This window comes from Dietzia alimentaria 72, assembly GCF_000226215.1.
GTDB lineage: Bacteria > Actinomycetota > Actinomycetes > Mycobacteriales > Mycobacteriaceae > Dietzia > Dietzia alimentaria.
Window position 1 is genome coordinate 430,211 of record NZ_AGFF01000023.1, and the last position, 18,255, is coordinate 448,465.

Consider the following 18,255-nt stretch of genomic DNA (forward strand, 5'->3'; position numbering starts at 1 on the left):
CGCCGGGTCGGGCAACCTGTCGGGCAGTCTGTCGACCACGCTCGGCACCGGTTCCGTCGCAGGACCTGTGCCGGCGTCAGGTGGGACACGGCCACGGCGCGAGATCGACGTGGACGCACTGCTCGAGGGAGTCCTCGATGACCGGCGGCCCCTGCTGGCGCGGGCCATCACACTCCTGGAATCCACCAATCCGGCACACCGGGAAAAGGCCCAGGAACTCCTTCTGGGCGCACTGCCTCACGCCGGCGGGGCCCTCCGAATCGGCATCACCGGTGTGCCCGGTGTCGGCAAGTCGACGTTCATCGAGTCCTTCGGTCTCTTTTTGGTGGAGAAGGGCCACAAGGTGGCGGTCCTCGCCGTCGACCCGTCCTCCACCCGCACCGGCGGCTCCATCCTCGGCGACAAGACCCGTATGGCCACCCTCTCCACCGAACCGCGGGCCTACATCCGGCCTTCGCCGACCTCAGGCACGCTCGGCGGCGTCGCAAAAGCAACTCGCGAGACGATGGTGCTGCTGGAGGCCGCCGGCTTCGACGTGATCCTCGTCGAGACCGTCGGCGTCGGGCAGTCCGAGGTGACCGTCGCCGGGATGGTCGACTGCTTCACATTCCTCACTCTGGCCCGCACGGGCGACCAGCTCCAGGGCATCAAGAAGGGCGTGCTGGAGCTGGCCGACGTGGTGGCCGTGAACAAGGCCGACGGGCCGCACGTCAAGGACGCCCAGCGGGCCGCCCGCGAGCTCGGCGCCGCGCTGCGCCTGGTCCGGCCGACGGACGCCGTGTGGAAGGTCCCGGTGCTGACGATGTCCGCACTCGAGGCCGAGGGCCTGGACGGCTTCTGGGACGCCGTGCGCTCCCATCAAGACACGATGAACGAGATCGGCGAGGTCGAGGCCCGGCGTGCTCATCAGCAGGTCGAGTGGACCCGATCGATGGTCCACGACACGCTCATGGCACGTCTGGCCGCCGACCCCGACGTTCGCAGGGTCACTGCCGAGGTGGAGCAGCAGGTGCGGGAGGGCACGCTCACCGCGGCGCTCGCGGCGCAGGCGATTATCGACGCCTTTGATTCCTGATACCCGGACGCCCACCTCTGCTGCAACCGCGCCCGAGACCTAATCAGGGCGAGCACTCACCGCTTACGTAGGACGAATCCGACGGCGCTCATGTGCTGATCGTGGGTTATGAAGGTCTTGCGCATCTCCAGAACGCGCTTCCGTGCGTCGGCGTCGCGAATAAGGTTGCGGACTATGCGGGCCACGCCCCCGAGTCCTTCGTCCGCGATGAGTCGGCGGGGCTGGAGGAGCGCCATGGGCCGCAGCTCGGTGTTCTCCACGTCAAAGCCCGCCTCGTCGAACAACTGTGTCCACTCGCTCAGAGTGAGCGGCCGGGCGTTGACACGGATCGAGCGGGCGAGATCCTTGCGGATGCGCATCTTGATGTCGTCGTGGAGGTCATCCGGCACCAAGCACAGTTCGTGGACGAGGTAGTGCCCACCCTGCTCCAACACCCGGGCCGCTTCTGCCACGATCTGCTGCTTAGCCCGATCACCCTGCATCGTGAGCATGGCCTCGCCCATGAGGATGTCCGCGGAGTCGTCGCCCAGACCAGTTTCCTGTGCGGTGGCCACCACGAGTTCGCCGCGGGCTCCGATCGCTTCCCGAGTCACCTCCACAGCCTCGGGGTCGGCGTCCACACCCGTGTACGAGGCGGGGTCGGTGTCCAACAACAGCGCGGCAGTGAGTCCGAGCCCCGGGGCAAACTCGACCACGCGCTTGCCGCTGATCGGAGTGGAGGTCACAAGCCATTCTGACAACTCGCGACCACCCGGGCGCAGGACCTTCTTGCCAATCCGTGCAAGGAGCCAATGTCCGGCGACGGACTCTGTGTCACGTTCGTGCTGGGGGAGCGGGCTGGTGGTCATGGCAGTTCCTTACCTCGGTGGCACGCATCGACCTGGCGTCTACTTAGGTAAGGCTACGCTTGCAGTTAATTCATGTGAATACCCGCCCCGAGTTCTCCTGGATCAGCGCCGCTCCAACGCTTTGCGAGCGGGCTCCTCGAGAAGGTTGTAGCTAGCCATGGCTGCGGCGAGGGAACCCGCGACGGTGACCGGCCAGATCACGCCCATCCGACGGTCCCAGAGCGCGGTACGTGTGAGCGGGAACGCCGCCAGGAGCACCAGCTGGTGCCATAAAAAAATCCCGTACGACCACCGGCCTACCTTCTGCAGGGGCTCCGACTCCAGAATAGGGAAGCGTGCGCCTTCCGGAGCGAGCACCACCGGCGCGAGGACGAAGAACGCCATGGCTCCGGCCAGCCCGGTGCGTGCGGCGAATTCGATCGAACCCGGGTGCACAAACCCCTCGGAGAACCATCCGGGGACGGTCGTTGCCACCAGGGCCGCGCCGCCGACACTCCACCAGCCCCACCGGGAGAGCGTCTCGCGGCACATCCGGACGAGCGTTCCGGGCGGCGCGGTGGCCACCTCTGCCAGCAGCATGCCCGCAGCGAACCATGCAGTGAAGGACGGCGGAAGGATCTGGGCATTGATGTCTGCCGGGAGCAGACCGATGCTGTTCCAGGGGATCATCGGGAAGATGAGTCCGGATGCACCGAACGCTGCGATTGCGGGGATTCGCCAGCGGGCTGCATTCCCGCGAAGATCCTTCATGGCGGTCCACAGAACTGGCAACGCCAGGTAGAAGGCCATCTCGACGGCCAGCGACCAGGCGTGGGTGAGCCCTGCGACGAGAAAATTCGAAGTGTAGATCTGCGTGAGCGTCAGGTTGGCGATCCAGGATACGGGGCCGTTGACGTGGTTCTGCTTGAGGAGCAGCATCGCGGCCGCGACCAGTACCGCGTACGCGGGCATGATGCGGACGACCCGAGAGCGCAGGTACTCCTTGGTGGGGCGGGCCGTTCCCGGTTCGTCCCGACGTGCGTGATCGGCGTGGGACCGCCACAACAGGAAGCCGGACTTAGCGAAGAACACCGCGACCGCCAGATCGAGACGGCCGAAGATCCGTTTGATCGGTGACCCGCTCGATGAGCGGGTGACAAACGCGACGTGAGTGGTGAGCACGCCGACGGCAGCGAGACCGCGAAGGCCCTCCAGCGCGGGCACGAAGCCCTTCGCACCGACGGGCCGGCTCGGCGCCAGTCCCGCCTTCGCTGCACGGGGGTCAAAACCGGTGCCACCGACTAGTCGTCCCGACACGGTCCCGTCGTCCGACGCCGGACCCGCGCCCTGACCCGCGCCGCCTGGCGCGACGTAAGCGAATCCACGGACCCGTCGGCGGACCGACGACCGAGCAGAAGACACTGCGGACCGTATTGCCACCGCGGGGGGCTCCACCTCACCCGCGGCCACCGCCTCGCGCCGTGCTGAAATTCCTGCGACGACCGCCCCACCAGCGATAACGATCAAGGCGGCAGCGACAGACCTCATGAACTCTCCCGGGGCGGTGAAGTGGGACGACAGCGCGTTTCCGGGCACCTGTGCAGGCCGCCGGAACATTCGGTGGAGCCTAGCACCGGTTACAGTCTCGCTCCGCGACCGCCCGGGACGGGAGCCGGGCTCACCACGGGCTCGGCTGGAAGTCTTTCAGAAAGCAGCCATAGAGATCCTCGCCTGCCTCGCCGCGCACAATCGGATCCACCACCCGCGCCGCACCGTCCACCAGATCGAGCGGGGCGTGGAAGCCCTCCTCGTGCAGGCGCACCTTCGTGACGTGCGGACGCTCGTCGGTGATCCATCCGGTGTCCACGGCCGTCATGAGTATCCCGTGTTCGATGAACATCTCCTCGGCAGAGGTGCGGGTGAGCATGTTCAGGCCGGCCTTGGCCATGTTGGTGTGCGGATGGCCGGCGCCCTTGTAACGGCGCGAGAACTGGCCCTCCATCGCGGAGACGTTCACGACATACTTCCGCCGGGCTTTCGACGCCGCCAGGGCAGGACGTAGACGTGAGACCAAAATGAACGGGGCCACAGAGTTGCACAGTTGCACCTCGAGCATCTCCATGGGCTCGACCTGCTCGACGGTGGCCACCCAACTGTTGTGGTCCACCACGTCCGGAAGCAGACCACCCGCGTCGATGGCGGTCCCGGCGGCCATGCGTTCGAGCGATGCCGACCCGGCTTGCAGCGCGAGAGTGGCGATGTGCCCGGCCTCCCGTTCAGCCTCGTCGCTGCCGATCAGAGCGGACTCGCCGCCCATGAGGGCCGCCGGGTGCAACTCGGACGTGCGGCCCATGGTCACCAGCGGGATGTCCGCCGCCCGGCCGGTCAACGGCGCATTTTCGCCCTCGACCAGTCCGGAGTACGAACCCGGGGAGCGGCGGACGGTCTGAGCGGCGTTGTTGATGAGGATGTCCAACGGTCCGGCGGCGGCCACCTCGTCCGCCAGCGCCACGACCTGGGCGGGATCACGCAGATCCACTCCCATCACGTGTACGCGATCGGACCAGTCGGAGTAGTCGTCCATCGACGCGAAGCGGCGGACCGCATCGCGGGGGAAGCGCGTCGTGATGGTGACGTCGGCGCCGGCGCGCAGCAGCATGAGCGCGATGTACATACCGATTTTGGCGCGACCACCGGTCAGCAGTGCCCGCCGCCCCGTCAAGTCCATCTCCGGATCGCGGCGAGCCCGGTTGGCGGCGGCGCAGTTCGGGCAAAGCTGGTGATAGAACGCATCCACCTGGGTGAAACGCTGCTTACAGACGTAACACGCCATCGCACGCTGGAGATGGCCTGCGACGGCACCGGGGGTATTCGAGACGAGACGGATGCCGGCGGTCTCGTCATCGATACGGGTGGGCGATCCGGTCGCGGTAGCTTCGATCACCGACTTGTCGGCGTCCTGCCGCTCCCTGCGCACCTCGGCGCGGCGAGTCTTCTTGAGGAGTTTGAACATGTGGCCCACTGACCGCTGCACGCGGATCGAGTCGGGATGATCGATGTCGAGCGCCGCCGCCTGGTCGAGGACCCGTTGGAAGGTGTCGAAGTCGTCTTGATCGATGCCGGTCACCAAGACACGGTACGACGACGAGGGGGTCGGACCCTAAACCGTCCACCCGGGCTGGGGCCCTGGTGACCGGCGCGGAGCCTGAAACGAGAGCGGGTCCCGGCTCCTTGAGGAACCGGGACCCTTCTACTGTCTCGACACAGTGTGCGCGAGGGGGGACTTGAACCCCCACGTCCGTTAATAGGACACTAGCACCTCAAGCTAGCGCGTCTGCCATTCCGCCACTCGCGCTTGCACACCTGCCGACCACACCGGATCGTGTCCAGCTTGGTCGTGCGAGGAATGACACTATCCGATGCCTGAACCGGCGACCAAATCGGGCCTCCTCCACAGCCCACGCAAGCGGGTCATCGCTGGTAGACAGGGACGTGACCCATTGGAGGGACCCCCTCCACGACGACCGACCCAGGAGGATCACCATGACAGAGTTTCGAGTGCCCGACCCATACGCTGCTCTGCCGAGCCTGCCCGCCCTCGAGGTGACCAGCGAGTCGTTCACCGAAGGCGGGACGCTCTCGGCCGCCCAGCTCGGCGGTAAAATGGGGGTGGAGGGCGGCCTCGACAAATCGCCTCAGGTCAGCTGGAGCGCCGGACCGGAGGGCACGGAGACGTACGTGGTGACCGTGTTCGATCCTGACGCACCCACCGCTTCGGGTTTCTGGCACTGGTCCGTGGCTAACATCCCCGCCGACGTCACGTCGCTACCCGAGGGTGCCTGCACAGGAGACGACATCTCGGGGCTGCCCGAGGGCGCCGCAGTGGTCCGCAATGACGCCGGTTTCAAGGGGTTCGTGGGCGCGGCCCCGCCCGCGGGACACGGCCCGCACCGTTACATCCTCGGCGTGCACGCGGTGGGGGGACGTATCGAACTCGACGACGACGCCTCGTGCGCGTTCGTCGGCTTCAACCTCTTCGGCCAGGGACTGGCTCGGGGCACCACAACTGGGCTCTTCGAGCAGTAGAGCTCAGCCCACGGCAGAGCCGACGGCTTCCGCCAGGGAAGCGAACCCGCCCTGGCGGAGCCGCCGTGCGACCAGCTTGTTGGTGCCCCGCACCAGTTCGGGTCCTGTGAAGATGAATCCGGTGTAGGTCTGGACGAGATTCGCTCCGTGCGTGATGCGCTCCCACACATCCTCGGGTGTTTCGATACCGCCCACGGAGATGATCACGATGCGACCTCCGGCGCGTCCGTGGATCCGTGCAAGGACCTCGCGGGAACGGCTCGCGACCGGAGCTCCCGAAATTCCACCGGCACCGAGCGCTTCGACGCGTTGCGCAGGTGTGGTGAGCCCATCCCGCGAGATGGTGGTGTTAGTCGCGACGATCCCCGCCAGACCGAGCTCCAGCACGAGGTCGGTGACCGCGTCAATGTCCGAGTTGTCCAGATCCGGGGCGATCTTCACCAAGACGGGGATCGTGGCCACGTCGCGAACCGCGGTCAAGATCGGACGCAACGACTCGACGGCCTGCAGATCACGCAGCCCCGGAGTGTTGGGGGAGCTGACGTTCACCACCAGATAGTCGGCAAGTCCTGTGAGCATGGTCGTCGAGGCCACGTAGTCGCGGACCGCGTCCTCTGCGGGCACCACCTTGGTTTTGCCTATATTGATGCCCACAGGGTCGCTGCTGCGGCGCCTCCGGAGATTATTCGCGGCGTTGCCGGCCCCGTGATTGTTGAAGCCCATCCGGTTGAGAATCGCACGATCCTCGATCAGACGGAACAGCCGCGGCGTCGGGTTGCCGGGCTGCGGCGACGCGGTAACAGTGCCCACCTCGCTGAACCCGAACCCGATGGCTCCCCAGGAGTCCACGGCGGCGGCGTTCTTGTCGAAGCCGGCCGCGAGGCCGAGCGGGCCGGGGAAGGTCCGCCCCAGGATGTCCTGCGCCAGCAGGGGGTCCCGCACGGCCAGGATGCGGCGCACGAGCGTGCCCAGAGGCGGCACGAGTGTGAGGAGCTTGAGGACTCCGAATACCAGGTGGTGGATTCGCTCCGCGGGAAAGCGGAACAGCACACTCTTGAGCAGTGCGTACACGGTTCTCCTCGGGGGATGTGGATGGTCGGGAGCGGTCAGCTCGATGGTTCGGTCAGCGCGGGACTGATCAGATGCAGACCCGCGCCATCGGCCGAGCCCACGACCACGGTCCCGGAGTCCGTGACGGCCAACGAATCAGGCTGACGCACCGTGTTGACCTCCGCCCGGCGTACCCCGATCCCGTCGCCGAGATCGTACGCCTGGACGGTGTTGGTACCGGTTGAGGTGACCCAGACGACACCACGCGAGGCGTCCTCGGCCACGGCCCACGGAGCAGAGGCGACCGGGAACTGCTGATGTAGCCTGACCGGCGAGGTGGAGAACAGCAGAAGTGTGCTGCCGACCGTATCGCTCGCTACGACGGAGCGTTCACCGAACTCGTCCAGCATCCCCGCGCCGCTGCCCGCCCGCAGCAGCGGGCCCGCGACCTCATCGGAGAGGTCGATGCTCGCTATTACGGTGTCGGGGCGGCTCAACACGGTCACCGAACCGTCACGCGCCACACTGATCCGGTCGACAGACGTCAGCCCGCCGATACGGTGCTGCTCTACACCGTCAGCATCTCGGACCACCACGTCGCCCTCACTGGTGCCGGTCAACACCCGGCCATCGGCGGTCTGGGCCGCGGCCGTGACTGCGCCCAGTCCGTCCAGCTCACGAACCTCGCCGCCGGGGGCGACCAGGACAACTCCGTCGCCGTGCGGAACCAGCACAGTCCCGTCGGTACCGACGGTCGCGACGCCGGCGTCCTCAGGCAGGGGCACCGACTTCTCGGGGGTCCACCGAGTGCCCTCTACGTCCCCGATCTCCAGGGACGGCGGACCGTCGACCTGCGCAATCACCCGGTCACCCACAGCGAGTAGGGCCCGCACCGAACCCGGGGTAGTGATCACCTCGCCCTCACGCGGATCTGAGACCTGGGGCGACTCTGCAGGGGAGGCGTTGCCCTGCTCGATCCGGTTGCTGTCCTCAAGGTCACTGCTGGCCGGAGAACAGGCAGTGAGACCGACCGCGGCCGTGACCAGCACGGCGGGCAGAACGGAAGAACAAAGGTAACGAAGGGGCACGGGGTTCCTTTCGACTATCCGCCATTGTCCATCACCCGAGTCAACGGACACCGTCCAGGTCCGGCCGACTACCCTCACTGCGTGCGGCGATGCGCTCCGCGTCATGTCGCCCGTCGACCCCGAGAGGAAGCTTCACCGGTGAACACAACCGTCCTCGCCGCCGGAGGTGCAGAGGAGATGTCCTGGCTCCAGGTCATCGTCCTTTCCGTTATCCAGGGGCTCACGGAGTTCCTGCCCGTGTCCTCATCCGGGCATCTGCGGATCTTCTCCACGTGGTGGTTCGGTGCGGACGCGGGCGCCTCGTTTACCGCGGTCGTGCAACTCGGCACCGAAGCTGCCGTCCTGGCGTTCTTCTTCAGGGACATCGTCCGCATTCTCGCCGCCTGGTTCCGGGGGGTGCTCGACGCGACCCGACGTGACGACGCCGACTACCGGCTCGGCTGGTACGTGATTATCGGCTCCGTTCCGATCGCGTTGATCGGTTTCCTGGGCAAGGACCTCATCCGGGACGCCGCACGGAATCTCTGGATCACGGCGATCGTCCTGATCGCCTTCTCGTTCGTGTTCCTCCTCGCCGAGAAGCTCGGCCGGCAGGACCGTCCGGTCGAGGCGACGTCGCTCAAGGGCCTTACAATGAAGGACGCACTCATCATGGGTCTGGCACAGTGCCTGGCCCTGATCCCGGGTGTGAGCCGCTCCGGCGGCACGATCTCAGCCGGCTTGTTCCTCAACATGTCCCGCTCCGCTGCGGCCCGGTTCTCGTTCCTGCTCGCCATTCCCGCAGTCCTCGCCTCCGGCCTGTTCAGCCTCCCCGACGCGTTTGAGCCGTCGGTCGGACAATCCGCCAGCGGCATCCAGTTGTTTCTCGGTGCCGCCGTGGCGTTCGTGGTGGGGTACGCGGCCATCGCGTGGTTCCTCAGGTTCGTCTCCACCCACTCGATCGCGTGGTTCGCCGGCTACCGGATCCTCCTCGGACTACTGGTAATGGGCCTTCTCGCCGCGGGCATCATCCCCGCTACCTGACCCTTCACCACCGGAGTCTTCCGCCGTCGGTAACCTGCCGGTATGACCGTCATCCTGCTCAGGCACGGCCGCTCCACCGCCAACACCGCACACACCCTCGCGGGCCGCACCCCCGGTGTTGGCCTCGACGACACCGGCCGTGGCCAGGCGGCGGACCTGTCCACCCGACTCGGGGCGCTACCCGTCGAAGCCGTCGTTCGGTCGCCGCTCATGCGATGCCGGGAGACCATCGAACCGCTCACCTCCGCCCTCGGTATCGAGGCCGAGATCGACGACCGTCTGATCGAGGTGGATTACGGCACCTGGACGGGCAGAACACTCACGGATCTGGCCAAGGAACACATCTGGTCCGTCGTGCAGCAACATCCTTCTTCGGCCGCGTTCCCTGAGGGCGAGTCGCTAGCCCAGATGGCCATCCGTGCGGTTTCCGCGATCCGGATGCACGATCGCCGTCTGGCCGACGCCGCGGGCCGTGACGTCCTGTGGGTGGCGTGTAGCCACGGCGATGTGATCAAAGCGATCCTCGCCGATGCGTACGGAATGCACCTGGACCACTTCCAGCGCATCGTGGTGGAACCTGCGTCGGTATCGGTGGTGCGCTACACCCCGCACCGTCCGTTCGTACTGCGGGTAAACGACACGGGCGGCGACCTGTCGAGCCTGGCCGGCGATCCCGCGGGGCACGTCGGCAACGCGACGCCGGGCCATGCAAGCTCGGACGCGGTCCCGGGCGGGAACGTACCCTGATGAGCCTGAGCACCAGCACCCATACCCGGCAACACACGAGGAGACGACCGGCATGAGCAGGGAAGTCCACGAGTTCCGCGACCCGACCCGGTTCGTGGTGGGCACCGTCGGCCAGCCCGGCGAGCGAGTCTTCTTCGTTCAGGCCACCGAATCCGGACGCACGGTCTCCGTGCGTTGCGAGAAGCAGCAGGCCCTGATCCTCTCCGAGCGCATGGGAGACCTGCTCGACGAGATCGCCGAGAAATCGGATGTGGCGGTGCCTCCCGAGGCGGGCACGGTCGACGACCTGGCGCCGCTGGAGATGCCGGTGGACGCGGAATTCCAGGTGGGCACAATGGGGTTGGGCTGGGACGGTGAGCGCAACCAGATCGTGGTGGAACTTCTCGCCCTGGACCCCTCCTCGACCGACGAGTCGGTAGTGCTATCAGACTCCGAGGACGCCCCCGACGCGCTCCGCGTCTTCTTGAGCCCGCAGAGGGCCCGTCAGTTCGTGCTCCGCAGCGAGAAGGTCGTCTCGGCGGGACGCGCCCCCTGCCCGCTGTGCGGCGAGCCGATCGATACCACAGGGCACCTGTGTATCCGCCTGAACGGGTACCTGCCGCGTTCGGGTGAAGCGCTGGCCGACCTCGTAGATCCGTGAGCGACCGCCCGGCGGGCCCCGAGCTCACCGTCCTGTACCGGATCCCGTCGGGGAGCAACGCCGTCTACCGCTGCGAAGACGCCGAGGGCGGTGGGTGGGTCTACAAGCCGTCGGCGGGGGAGCGGCCCCTGATGGACTTCCCGGACGGCAGTCTGGCCGCCCGTGAGATCGCCGCCCATGACGTGTCCGCGGCGCTCGGCTGGGACCTGGTTCCCAAGACCGTCTTGGCATTCGGACCGGGTGGGCGGGGAATGGCGCAGCGGTGGGTCGAGGAAGCAGACCGCGGCTCACGAGTGGGCGACCACGATCCTGTGGACGTGCATCCTGCCGACGAGCTCCCCGAGGGACGAGCCGCGGTGCTCCGCGGGGAGGGTGCACAGGGTGAGGACGTAGTGGTCGCTCACTCAACCGACGCCCGACTTCGTCGTATCGCGTTATTCGACGTGGTGGTCAATAACGCCGACCGCAAGGGCGGGCACGTACTTGTGGACACGGCCGGCCAGACCTGGGCGATCGATCACGGCCTGTCCTTCCACACCGAACCCAAGCTCCGTACCGTCCTCTGGGGGTGGGCGGGACAACCGTTGCCGGAACCAGACCTGGCGGGTCTGCACAAGGTCCTGGACGGCCTGGCGGCGCATGGGTCACTGCGTGACACCCTGTCCGACCTGCTCACAAGCGCTGAAATCGAGGCCTTGGAACGTCGCGTCGACGGACTGCTCACCGGCGGAGTCTTTCCCGCACCCGGCCCGGGCTACCCCTTACCCTGGCCGCTCTTCTGAACCGGCGAACTCTCTAGACTCGGCCCCATGCATTCGTGGTCCTCGCCAGTCGTCCCCTCGGTTCCCGGCGACGGCGCCTCTCTCAGGTTGTTCGACACTGCCGGAAACGGGATCCGCGAGGTGGCCCCGGGGCCTGTCGCGCGGATGTACGTCTGCGGCATCACCCCCTATGACACCACCCATCTGGGCCACGCGGCCACGTACCTGACGTTCGACCTCGTGTACCGACTCCTGTTGGACGCGGGACACGAGGTGCACTACGTGCAGAACACCACCGACGTCGACGATCCGCTGTTCGAGCGGGCCGAGCGCGACGGCGTTGACTGGCGGGAACTGGGGGACCGGGAGACCGACCTGTTCCGAGCCGACATGGAAGCTCTACGCGTCCTACCGCCGCGCGACTACGTTGCCGCCACGGAGACCATCGACGAGGTGGTGGAGATGGTCGGAGAGCTGATCGAGCGGGGCCACGCCTACACAATCGATCCGGCCGTCGACGGCTTCTCGGACGTGTACTACCGGCATCGTGCCACCGCGAACTTCGGTTACCAGTCGGGATATGACGACGACGAGATGGCGGCCGCATTTGCTGAGCGCGGTGGCGATCCGGACCGAGCAGGAAAGGAGCATCCGCTGGATGCGCTGCTCTGGCGCGTCGAACGGCCCGGTGAACCGTCGTGGGTGTCCCCATGGGGTGCGGGCCGGCCGGGATGGCATGTTGAGTGTTCGGCGATCGCCCGCAACCGGCTCGGGATGGAGTTCGACATCCAGGGCGGCGGCAGCGATCTGGCCTTCCCCCACCACGAGTTCTCGGCCGCTCACGCGGAAGCCGCCACGGGCAGTTCCCCCTTCGCGCGTTTCTATGTCCACGCGGCCATGATCGGTCTCGACGGCGTCAAAATGAGTAAGTCCCTCGGAAACCTCGTGCGCGTTCAGAAGCTGCTTGAGGACGGCGTGGACCCGGCCCTGATCCGGTTGGGCCTGTTCGCCGAGCACTACCGAACCGACCGCTCCTGGTCGGCAGACCTTCTGGACAAGGCGCGTGAGCGCAGCGCGGCGTGGGCCCGGGCGATCTCCCTGAGCGCGGGTGCGGATGCCGCAACGATGATCGCCGACCTACGCGATCGTCTGGCCGACGACCTCGATACCCCGGGTGCACTCGCCGTAGTCGACGCGTGGGCCGCGGCGTCCCTGGACGGTGACCGGTCGGACCCGACCGCAGGCGCGGCGGTGGCGACCGCTCTGGACGGCCTGTTGGGAATCTCGCTCCGATCCGACTGACCCGGGCTGCCGACGCCTCCGGGACAGCTCAGCCCGCGTCCGGCTCGTCCCTGTCGCCCCTGAGGAAACGTTCGAACTCCGCGGCGATCGCGTCGCCGTCGATGAGCGGCATCGCGTCGCCGTCGGCCGCTCGTCCGCGGTCCGGTTCCGGATCCATATGGTCCACCCCGGACTCTTCATCCATCCGGTCCTCCAGTGACTGGATGTAGTCGCGCAGGTCCTCGTCCTCGCCGGCCGCGGCGTCGACCCGGTCCGCCCACGTGCGTGCCTGCACCCGCAGCGCGTCCATCGGTACCGGAACCCCGAGGTGCTCGCCCAGCCAGGACAGCATCGCCTCGGTGCCCCGGGGGTTGGGTGGCGAGGCCACGTAGTGAGGCACGCCCGCCCACAGGCTCAGGGCCGGCACGCCGGCCTCGGTGAGCAACTGTTGCAGCACGCCGGTCATCCCGGTCGGGCCCTGATAGTCCGAGGACTCGACGCCCATGCCAGCCATACGTTCGCGACTGAACGCCGCGCCAGTGAGGGGGACGGGACGGGTGTGGGGCACGTCGGCCAGGTAAGCCCCGAGCATGACCACCTGAGTCACGCCCAGTGTGTCCACGAGATCCACGAACTCCGAGGCGAACCGTCGCCACTTCAGCGCCGGCTCCGGTCCGCGGACCAGGAGAACGTCGTTGGCCACCCCATCCGGTCGGCAGGCGGACACCACGATGCGTGGCCATTCCACCGAACGAGACACCCCACCGGAGTGGCGGACGATGGGCCGCTGATCCAGGTAGTCAAAGAAGTCGTCGCCGCCGATCTCCGCGATTTGTCGCGCCTCCCAGTTCAGCGACAGGTGCTCAATGGTGCCGGTCGCCACGTCCGCAGCGTCGTTCCAGCCCTCAAAGGCCACGATCATCACCGGGTTCTCCAGATCGAGAGGCCCGTCCGGACTCCATTCGACAGTCATCAGTACAGCCTACGGACGTCCGATTTGGTTGCACCCATACACTGGTCACATGTCTGTCGAATTTGACTCGCCCTTACTGGATGCCGCCCGCCAGCGGGTACTGATCGGTGATGGCGCGATGGGCACGATGTTGCAGGCGGTCGACCTCAGCGTGGACGAGGACTTCCTCGGCCTGGAGGGTTGCAACGAGATCCTCAATGCCACCCGGCCCGATGTCGTAGCAGAGATCCACCGCGCTTTCTTCGCTGCCGGCGCCGACCTGGTGGAGACCAATACCTTCGGTTGTAACCTGTCCAACCTCGGCGACTACGACATCGTCGACAGGATCGGCGAGCTCGCCGAGAAGGGCGCGGCCATCGCCAGGAAGGTCGCCGACGAGATGGGCCCGTCCGAGGACGGCACGCCGCGGATGGTGCTCGGATCGCTGGGGCCCGGCACCAAACTGCCCTCACTTGGTCAGACCACGTTCGAGGAAATGCGTTCCGCATACGCCCAGGCAGCCGAGGGACTGGCGCGCGGAGGTGCGGACGCGTACCTGATCGAGACGAGCCAGGACCTGCTTCAGGTCAAAGCTGCAGTCCTCGGCTGCCAGGACGGGATGGCCGCTGCCGGGCGTCGGCTGCCGATAATCTCGCACGTCACCATCGAGACCACCGGCACCATGCTCCTGGGCTCGGATATCGGTGCGGCTCTGACCGCCCTGGAGCCCCTGGGCATCGACATGATCGGTCTCAACTGCGCGACGGGCCCGTCCGAGATGGTCGAGCATCTTCGCTACCTGTCTCAGCACGCCCGGATCCCCGTGTCCGTCATGCCGAACGCCGGGCTGCCGGAACTAGGCGAGCACGGCGCCGTCTACCCGCTCGGCGCCGATGCGTTCGGACCCCAGGTCGCGGACTTCGTCTCCGAGTTCGGCCTGTCCATGGTCGGTGGCTGCTGTGGCACCACTCCCGAGCACATCACCAAACTCAAGGCCGAGGTCGGGTCGCGTGACAAGGCCGAGCGCCGGGTCTCGCCTATCAACGCGGTGTCCTCGCTCTACACCTCCACCCCTCTGCGTGCCGATGCCGGGATAATCATGATCGGCGAACGAACCAACGCCAACGGCTCCAAGCGGTTCAGAGACGCGATGCTGGCCGCCGACTGGGAAGCCTGTATGGACATCGCCAAGGAGCAGATGCGGGACGGCGCCCAGATGGTCGATCTGTGCGTTGACTACGTCGGTCGCGACGGCGCCGGGGACATGGCCGAGCTCGCCGGCCGGTTCGCCACGGCATCCACTCTTCCGATCATGCTCGATTCCACGGAGCCGGAAGTCATCAAGGCCGGGCTCGAGCACCTGGGTGGTCGCTGTGCGGTCAACTCGGTGAACTACGAGGACGGGGCCGGGCCGGATTCCCGGTTCCAGAAGATCATGCGGTTGGTCGCCGAGCACGGGCCGACCGTGGTCGCCCTGACCATTGACGAGGAGGGGCAGGCCCGCACAGCGGACCGCAAGGTCGAGATCGCCGAACGTCTCATCGCCGACCTCACCGGGAACTGGGGTGTGCATGAGGACGACATCATCATCGACTGCCTCACGTTCCCCATTTCAACTGGCCAGGAGGAGGTACGCCGCGATGGCATCGAGACCATCGAGGCCATCCGCCGCTTGACCGAGAAGCACCCGAAACTCCACACCACTCTCGGGCTGTCCAACATCTCTTTCGGCCTCAACCCTGCCGCTCGGCAGGTGCTCAACTCGGTGTTCCTGCACGAGTGCATCCAGGCCGGCCTGGATTCCGCGATCGCGCACAGCTCCAAGATCCTGCCGATGAGCAAGATCGACGACCGCCAGCGCGAGGTGGCCCTCGACCTGGTCTACGACCGACGTCGGGAAGGTTACGACCCACTCCAGGTCTTTATGGAGCTGTTCGAGGGCGTCTCCGCGGCCAGCGCCAAGGATGCCCGGGCCGCGGAGCTGGCGGCTATGCCGTTGATGGAGCGTCTCTCCGCCAGGATCGTCGACGGCGAGCGCAAGGGCCTCGAGGGGGATCTCGACTCCGCGATGGCGGAAATTCCGCCGCTGGAGATCATTAACAAACACCTGCTGAACGGTATGAAGACTGTCGGCGAGCTGTTCGGTTCAGGTCAGATGCAGTTGCCGTTCGTCCTGCAGTCGGCCGAGACCATGAAAGCCGCCGTCGCGCATCTGGAACCCCACATGGAGGCCAGTGACGAGGACGGCAAGGGCCGGATCGTGCTGGCCACGGTCAAGGGCGATGTCCACGACATCGGAAAGAACCTGGTGGACATCATCTTGTCCAACAACGGCTACGACGTGGTGAACATCGGTATCAAACGGCCGATCTCGGACATCATCTCGGCCGCCCGCGAGCACAAGGCCGACGTGATCGGCATGTCGGGACTTCTGGTCAAGTCCACCGTCGTGATGAAGGACAATTTGTCCGAGCTCAACACCGAGGGCATCGCGGACGAGTTCCCGGTCCTCCTGGGCGGCGCAGCCCTCACGCGGGCCTACGTCGAGGTCGACCTGGCCGGGATGTACCAGGGGGATGTCTTCTACGCACGCGATGCGTTCGAGGGCCTGCGTCTTATGGACGAGGTGATGACCTCCAAGCGCACAGGCGTACCGATGGCGGAGTCATCCGAGTCGGCTGCCAAGGCCGCCGAGCGTCGTGAACGGCGTGCGCGGAGCGAGCGGATCGCGGCCAAGCGGGCCGCGGAGGCTGATCCCGTCGTCGTCCCCGAGCGTTCCGATGTCGCTGCGGACCAGCCGATCGCGATCCCGCCGTTTTGGGGTACCCGGATCGCCAAGGGCATCCCGGTTGCCGACTACGCCGGTCACCTCGACGAGCGTGCACTGTTCTTCGGCCAGTGGGGCTTGCGTGGCACCCGCGGCGGCGAGGGACCGGACTACGAAGAACTGGTGGCCACCGAGGGCCGGCCCCGCCTGCGCGACTGGATCAGCCGTCTGACCACCGAGGGCATCCTCTCTCACGCCGCAGTGGTCTATGGGTACTTCCCGGCATACTCGGTCGGCGATGAGATCTGGGTGCTGGCGGAACCGCGGCCCGACGCCGAGGTGCTGTACAAGATCCCGTTCCCGCGTCAGCAACGTTCGCGCTTTCTGTCCATCCCCGACTTCCTCGCCTCCAAGGAGCGATGTGAGGCCGAGGGCGTGGTGGACGTACTGCCGTTCCAGCTCGTGACCATGGGTACACCAATCGCCGACTTCGCCAACGAACTGTTCGCGGCGGACAACTACCGTGACTACCTCGAGGTCCACGGTATGTCGGTCCAGTTGACCGAGGCTCTCGCCGAATACTGGCACCGCCGTGTCCGAGACGAGTTGCGTCTGCCGGAGGGCGTGGTGTCGGACGAAGATCCCGACGCCATCCAGGAGTATTTCAACCTCAAGTACCGAGGAGCCCGCTACAGCTTCGGTTACGGAGCCTGCCCGGACCTGGAGTCGCGAAAGATCGTCGTGGAGTTGCTACAGCCTGGTCGAATCGGAGTGGAACTGTCAGAGGAGCTTCAGCTTCATCCGGAGCAGTCCACGGACGCGTTCGTGCTGTATCACCCTGAAGCGAAGTACTTCAACGTCTGAGTGGAGCGTGACGCGCCCTCCTCGACAGTTCCGCGTCGGGGGCCGGGTTCGCCCGGTACCCCCGCGTGAGAGTCTTCGGGTAGACAGTAGGCCGTGACCAGCATTTCGAATGACATCACACCCGCTGCCGTCTGCCTAGACATGGACGGCACACTCGTTGACACCGAACGCCTCTGGGATGTGGCCGTGTACGAGCTCGCCGAGCACATGGGTCGTCCGCTTGACGAGACGACCCGTGAGCGAACGCTCGGCAACTCTCTCCACGGGTTCTTTGAGATCTTGGCCGAATACACCGGTCACCCGATCGAGGGGGAGGAGTTCGATCGCCTGGCACATATGCTCAACTCCCGTGTCACGGAACTCATGCGCACCGATATGCAGTGGCGCCCCGGAGCGGAGGAGCTCCTGGAGAACATCGCAGCCACCGGCACGCCGGTGGCGTTGGTCACCAACACGACGGCGGATGTGGCCGTGGTGCCGCTGGAGTTCATCAGCCGCTCGCGCTTCGACGTAGTGGTGACGGGCTGCATGGTGACCAACGCCAAACCTGCCCCGGACCCGTATCTGCTGGCCTGTGCTCAGCTCGGGGTCGATCCGACCGCCGCAGTCGCCGTGGAGGATTCTGTCACCGGTGCCACCGCAGCCGTGGCCGCGGGATGCCGGGTGCTCTACGTGCCCTCGACCGACGGCCAACCCGATGTAGCTGGCGCCCACACGTACCCGAGTTTGTTGGGCGTCAACACAGCCGGACTCCACGCCCTCACCTCCGGCGACCCCGTGGGAGCCGCTGTGGGAGAATCGGGCGCGTGAAGACCTTCGATTCGCTGTTCGCCGAGTTGTCCGACCGCATCGCCACACGCCCAGAGGGGTCCGGCACCGTCGCCGCCTTCGATCAGGGAGTGCACCACCTCGGCAAGAAGGTCATCGAAGAAGCTGGCGAGGTGTGGATAGCCGCCGAGTACCAGTCCGATGAGGAGCTCGCCGAGGAGATTTCCCAGCTCATGTACTGGACCCAGGTCATGATGCTCAAGCGCGGCCTCGGTCTCGACGACGTCTACAAGCACTTGTAAAGCGCCACTCATCGTCTGCACGCC

The 18,255-nt window shown here is 66.5% G+C and carries 16 protein-coding genes and 1 tRNA gene; 10 read left to right on the forward strand and 7 right to left on the reverse strand.

Annotation, left to right across the window (positions count from 1 at the left end; translation table 11 throughout):
- The first annotated feature begins 67 nt into the window (after positions 1 to 67).
- Positions 68 to 1,075, forward strand: a complete 1,008-nt coding sequence (gene meaB / locus ON04_RS11440) for a methylmalonyl Co-A mutase-associated GTPase MeaB (RefSeq protein WP_010541757.1) — start codon at positions 68 to 70, stop codon at positions 1,073 to 1,075.
- A 56-nt stretch (positions 1,076 to 1,131) separates the two neighbouring features.
- On the opposite strand, the gene ON04_RS11445 is transcribed toward meaB, so the two are convergent.
- The 4 genes from ON04_RS11445 to ON04_RS11460 form a co-directional block, all read right to left on the reverse strand.
- Positions 1,132 to 1,923: a class I SAM-dependent methyltransferase gene (locus ON04_RS11445; protein ID WP_010541758.1), complete on the reverse strand. Its 792-nt coding sequence runs from the start codon at positions 1,921 to 1,923 to the stop codon at positions 1,132 to 1,134.
- Between the two features lie 102 nt (positions 1,924 to 2,025).
- Positions 2,026 to 3,219: an acyltransferase family protein gene (locus ON04_RS11450; protein ID WP_238529303.1), complete on the reverse strand. Its 1,194-nt coding sequence runs from the start codon at positions 3,217 to 3,219 to the stop codon at positions 2,026 to 2,028.
- Positions 3,220 to 3,580: 361 nt separating this feature from the next.
- A complete protein-coding gene (locus ON04_RS11455) occupies positions 3,581 to 5,029 on the reverse strand; it encodes an SDR family NAD(P)-dependent oxidoreductase (protein ID WP_010541760.1) in 1,449 nt (482 codons plus the stop codon).
- 142 nt (positions 5,030 to 5,171) lie between these two features.
- Positions 5,172 to 5,257, reverse strand: a tRNA-Leu gene (locus ON04_RS11460).
- 188 nt (positions 5,258 to 5,445) lie between these two features.
- Between ON04_RS11460 and ON04_RS11465 the strand changes: the two genes are divergently transcribed.
- Positions 5,446 to 5,988 carry a YbhB/YbcL family Raf kinase inhibitor-like protein gene (locus tag ON04_RS11465; protein ID WP_010541761.1) on the forward strand — a complete coding sequence of 181 codons (543 nt, stop codon included), beginning with the start codon at positions 5,446 to 5,448 and terminating at the stop codon, positions 5,986 to 5,988.
- A gap of 3 nt (positions 5,989 to 5,991) precedes the next feature.
- Here ON04_RS11465 and ON04_RS11470 read toward each other — a convergent pair whose 3' ends face one another.
- Together ON04_RS11470 and ON04_RS11475 are read right to left on the reverse strand one after the other, a co-directional pair.
- Positions 5,992 to 7,059: a quinone-dependent dihydroorotate dehydrogenase gene (locus tag ON04_RS11470; protein ID WP_010541762.1), complete on the reverse strand. Its 1,068-nt coding sequence runs from the start codon at positions 7,057 to 7,059 to the stop codon at positions 5,992 to 5,994.
- Between the two features lie 35 nt (positions 7,060 to 7,094).
- Positions 7,095 to 8,126 (reverse strand): YncE family protein, encoded by a 1,032-nt coding sequence (locus ON04_RS11475; protein WP_010541763.1) that lies wholly within the window; start codon positions 8,124 to 8,126, stop codon positions 7,095 to 7,097.
- Positions 8,127 to 8,303: 177 nt separating this feature from the next.
- Between ON04_RS11475 and ON04_RS11480 the strand changes: the two genes are divergently transcribed.
- The 5 genes from ON04_RS11480 to mshC are packed head-to-tail and all read left to right on the forward strand — an operon-like array spanning position 8,304 to position 12,599.
- On the forward strand, positions 8,304 to 9,149 hold the full coding sequence (locus tag ON04_RS11480) for an undecaprenyl-diphosphate phosphatase (RefSeq protein WP_010541764.1): 846 nt from the start codon (positions 8,304 to 8,306) through the stop codon (positions 9,147 to 9,149).
- Positions 9,150 to 9,191: 42 nt separating this feature from the next.
- Complete coding sequence (locus ON04_RS11485; RefSeq protein ID WP_010541765.1) at positions 9,192 to 9,896, forward strand: histidine phosphatase family protein; 705 nt, start codon at positions 9,192 to 9,194, stop codon at positions 9,894 to 9,896.
- Positions 9,897 to 9,948: 52 nt separating this feature from the next.
- Positions 9,949 to 10,536, forward strand: coding sequence for a DUF3090 domain-containing protein (locus ON04_RS11490; protein WP_010541766.1), 588 nt, complete (start codon positions 9,949 to 9,951; stop codon positions 10,534 to 10,536).
- The gene (locus ON04_RS11495) at positions 10,533 to 11,318 is read left to right on the forward strand and encodes an SCO1664 family protein (RefSeq protein WP_010541767.1); all 786 of its coding nucleotides are present in this window, start codon (positions 10,533 to 10,535) and stop codon (positions 11,316 to 11,318) included. The genes ON04_RS11490 and ON04_RS11495 overlap by 4 nt, the downstream gene beginning before the upstream one ends.
- 27 nt (positions 11,319 to 11,345) lie before the next feature.
- Entirely contained in the window at positions 11,346 to 12,599 is a 1,254-nt protein-coding gene (gene mshC, locus ON04_RS11500; RefSeq protein WP_010541768.1) for a cysteine--1-D-myo-inosityl 2-amino-2-deoxy-alpha-D-glucopyranoside ligase, read from the forward strand.
- Positions 12,600 to 12,627: 28 nt separating this feature from the next.
- Here the strand turns inward: mshC and ON04_RS11505 are convergent, their stop codons facing one another.
- Positions 12,628 to 13,551: a PAC2 family protein gene (locus ON04_RS11505; RefSeq protein WP_010541769.1), complete on the reverse strand. Its 924-nt coding sequence runs from the start codon at positions 13,549 to 13,551 to the stop codon at positions 12,628 to 12,630.
- 49 nt (positions 13,552 to 13,600) lie between these two features.
- On the opposite strand from ON04_RS11505, the gene metH reads away from it, so the two are divergent.
- From metH to ON04_RS11520, 3 genes are all read left to right on the forward strand, one after another.
- A complete protein-coding gene (metH, locus tag ON04_RS11510; RefSeq protein WP_010541770.1) occupies positions 13,601 to 17,161 on the forward strand; it encodes a methionine synthase in 3,561 nt (1,186 codons plus the stop codon).
- Positions 17,162 to 17,254: 93 nt separating this feature from the next.
- Entirely contained in the window at positions 17,255 to 17,971 is a 717-nt protein-coding gene (locus ON04_RS11515; protein WP_010541771.1) for an HAD family hydrolase, read from the forward strand.
- Positions 17,968 to 18,231, forward strand: coding sequence for a phosphoribosyl-ATP diphosphatase (locus ON04_RS11520; RefSeq protein WP_010541772.1), 264 nt, complete (start codon positions 17,968 to 17,970; stop codon positions 18,229 to 18,231). Before ON04_RS11515 ends, ON04_RS11520 begins: the two co-directional genes overlap by 4 nt.
- Positions 18,232 to 18,255: the final 24 nt, after the last annotated feature.

What these genes read in the sequence shown, in the direction of transcription:
- ON04_RS11445 (WP_010541758.1), bottom strand. Translation starts at nt 1,923, where the DNA reads ATGACCACCAGCCCGCTCCCCCAGCACGAACGTGACACAGAGTCCGTC.
- ON04_RS11480 (WP_010541764.1), top strand. Translation starts at nt 8,304, where the DNA reads ATGTCCTGGCTCCAGGTCATCGTCCTTTCCGTTATCCAGGGGCTCACG.
- ON04_RS11485 (WP_010541765.1), top strand. Translation starts at nt 9,192, where the DNA reads ATGACCGTCATCCTGCTCAGGCACGGCCGCTCCACCGCCAACACCGCA.
- ON04_RS11465 (WP_010541761.1), top strand. Translation starts at nt 5,446, where the DNA reads ATGACAGAGTTTCGAGTGCCCGACCCATACGCTGCTCTGCCGAGCCTG.
- ON04_RS11505 (WP_010541769.1), bottom strand. Translation starts at nt 13,551, where the DNA reads ATGACTGTCGAATGGAGTCCGGACGGGCCTCTCGATCTGGAGAACCCG.
- metH (WP_010541770.1), top strand. Translation starts at nt 13,601, where the DNA reads ATGTCTGTCGAATTTGACTCGCCCTTACTGGATGCCGCCCGCCAGCGG.
- mshC (WP_010541768.1), top strand. Translation starts at nt 11,346, where the DNA reads ATGCATTCGTGGTCCTCGCCAGTCGTCCCCTCGGTTCCCGGCGACGGC.
- ON04_RS11490 (WP_010541766.1), top strand. Translation starts at nt 9,949, where the DNA reads ATGAGCAGGGAAGTCCACGAGTTCCGCGACCCGACCCGGTTCGTGGTG.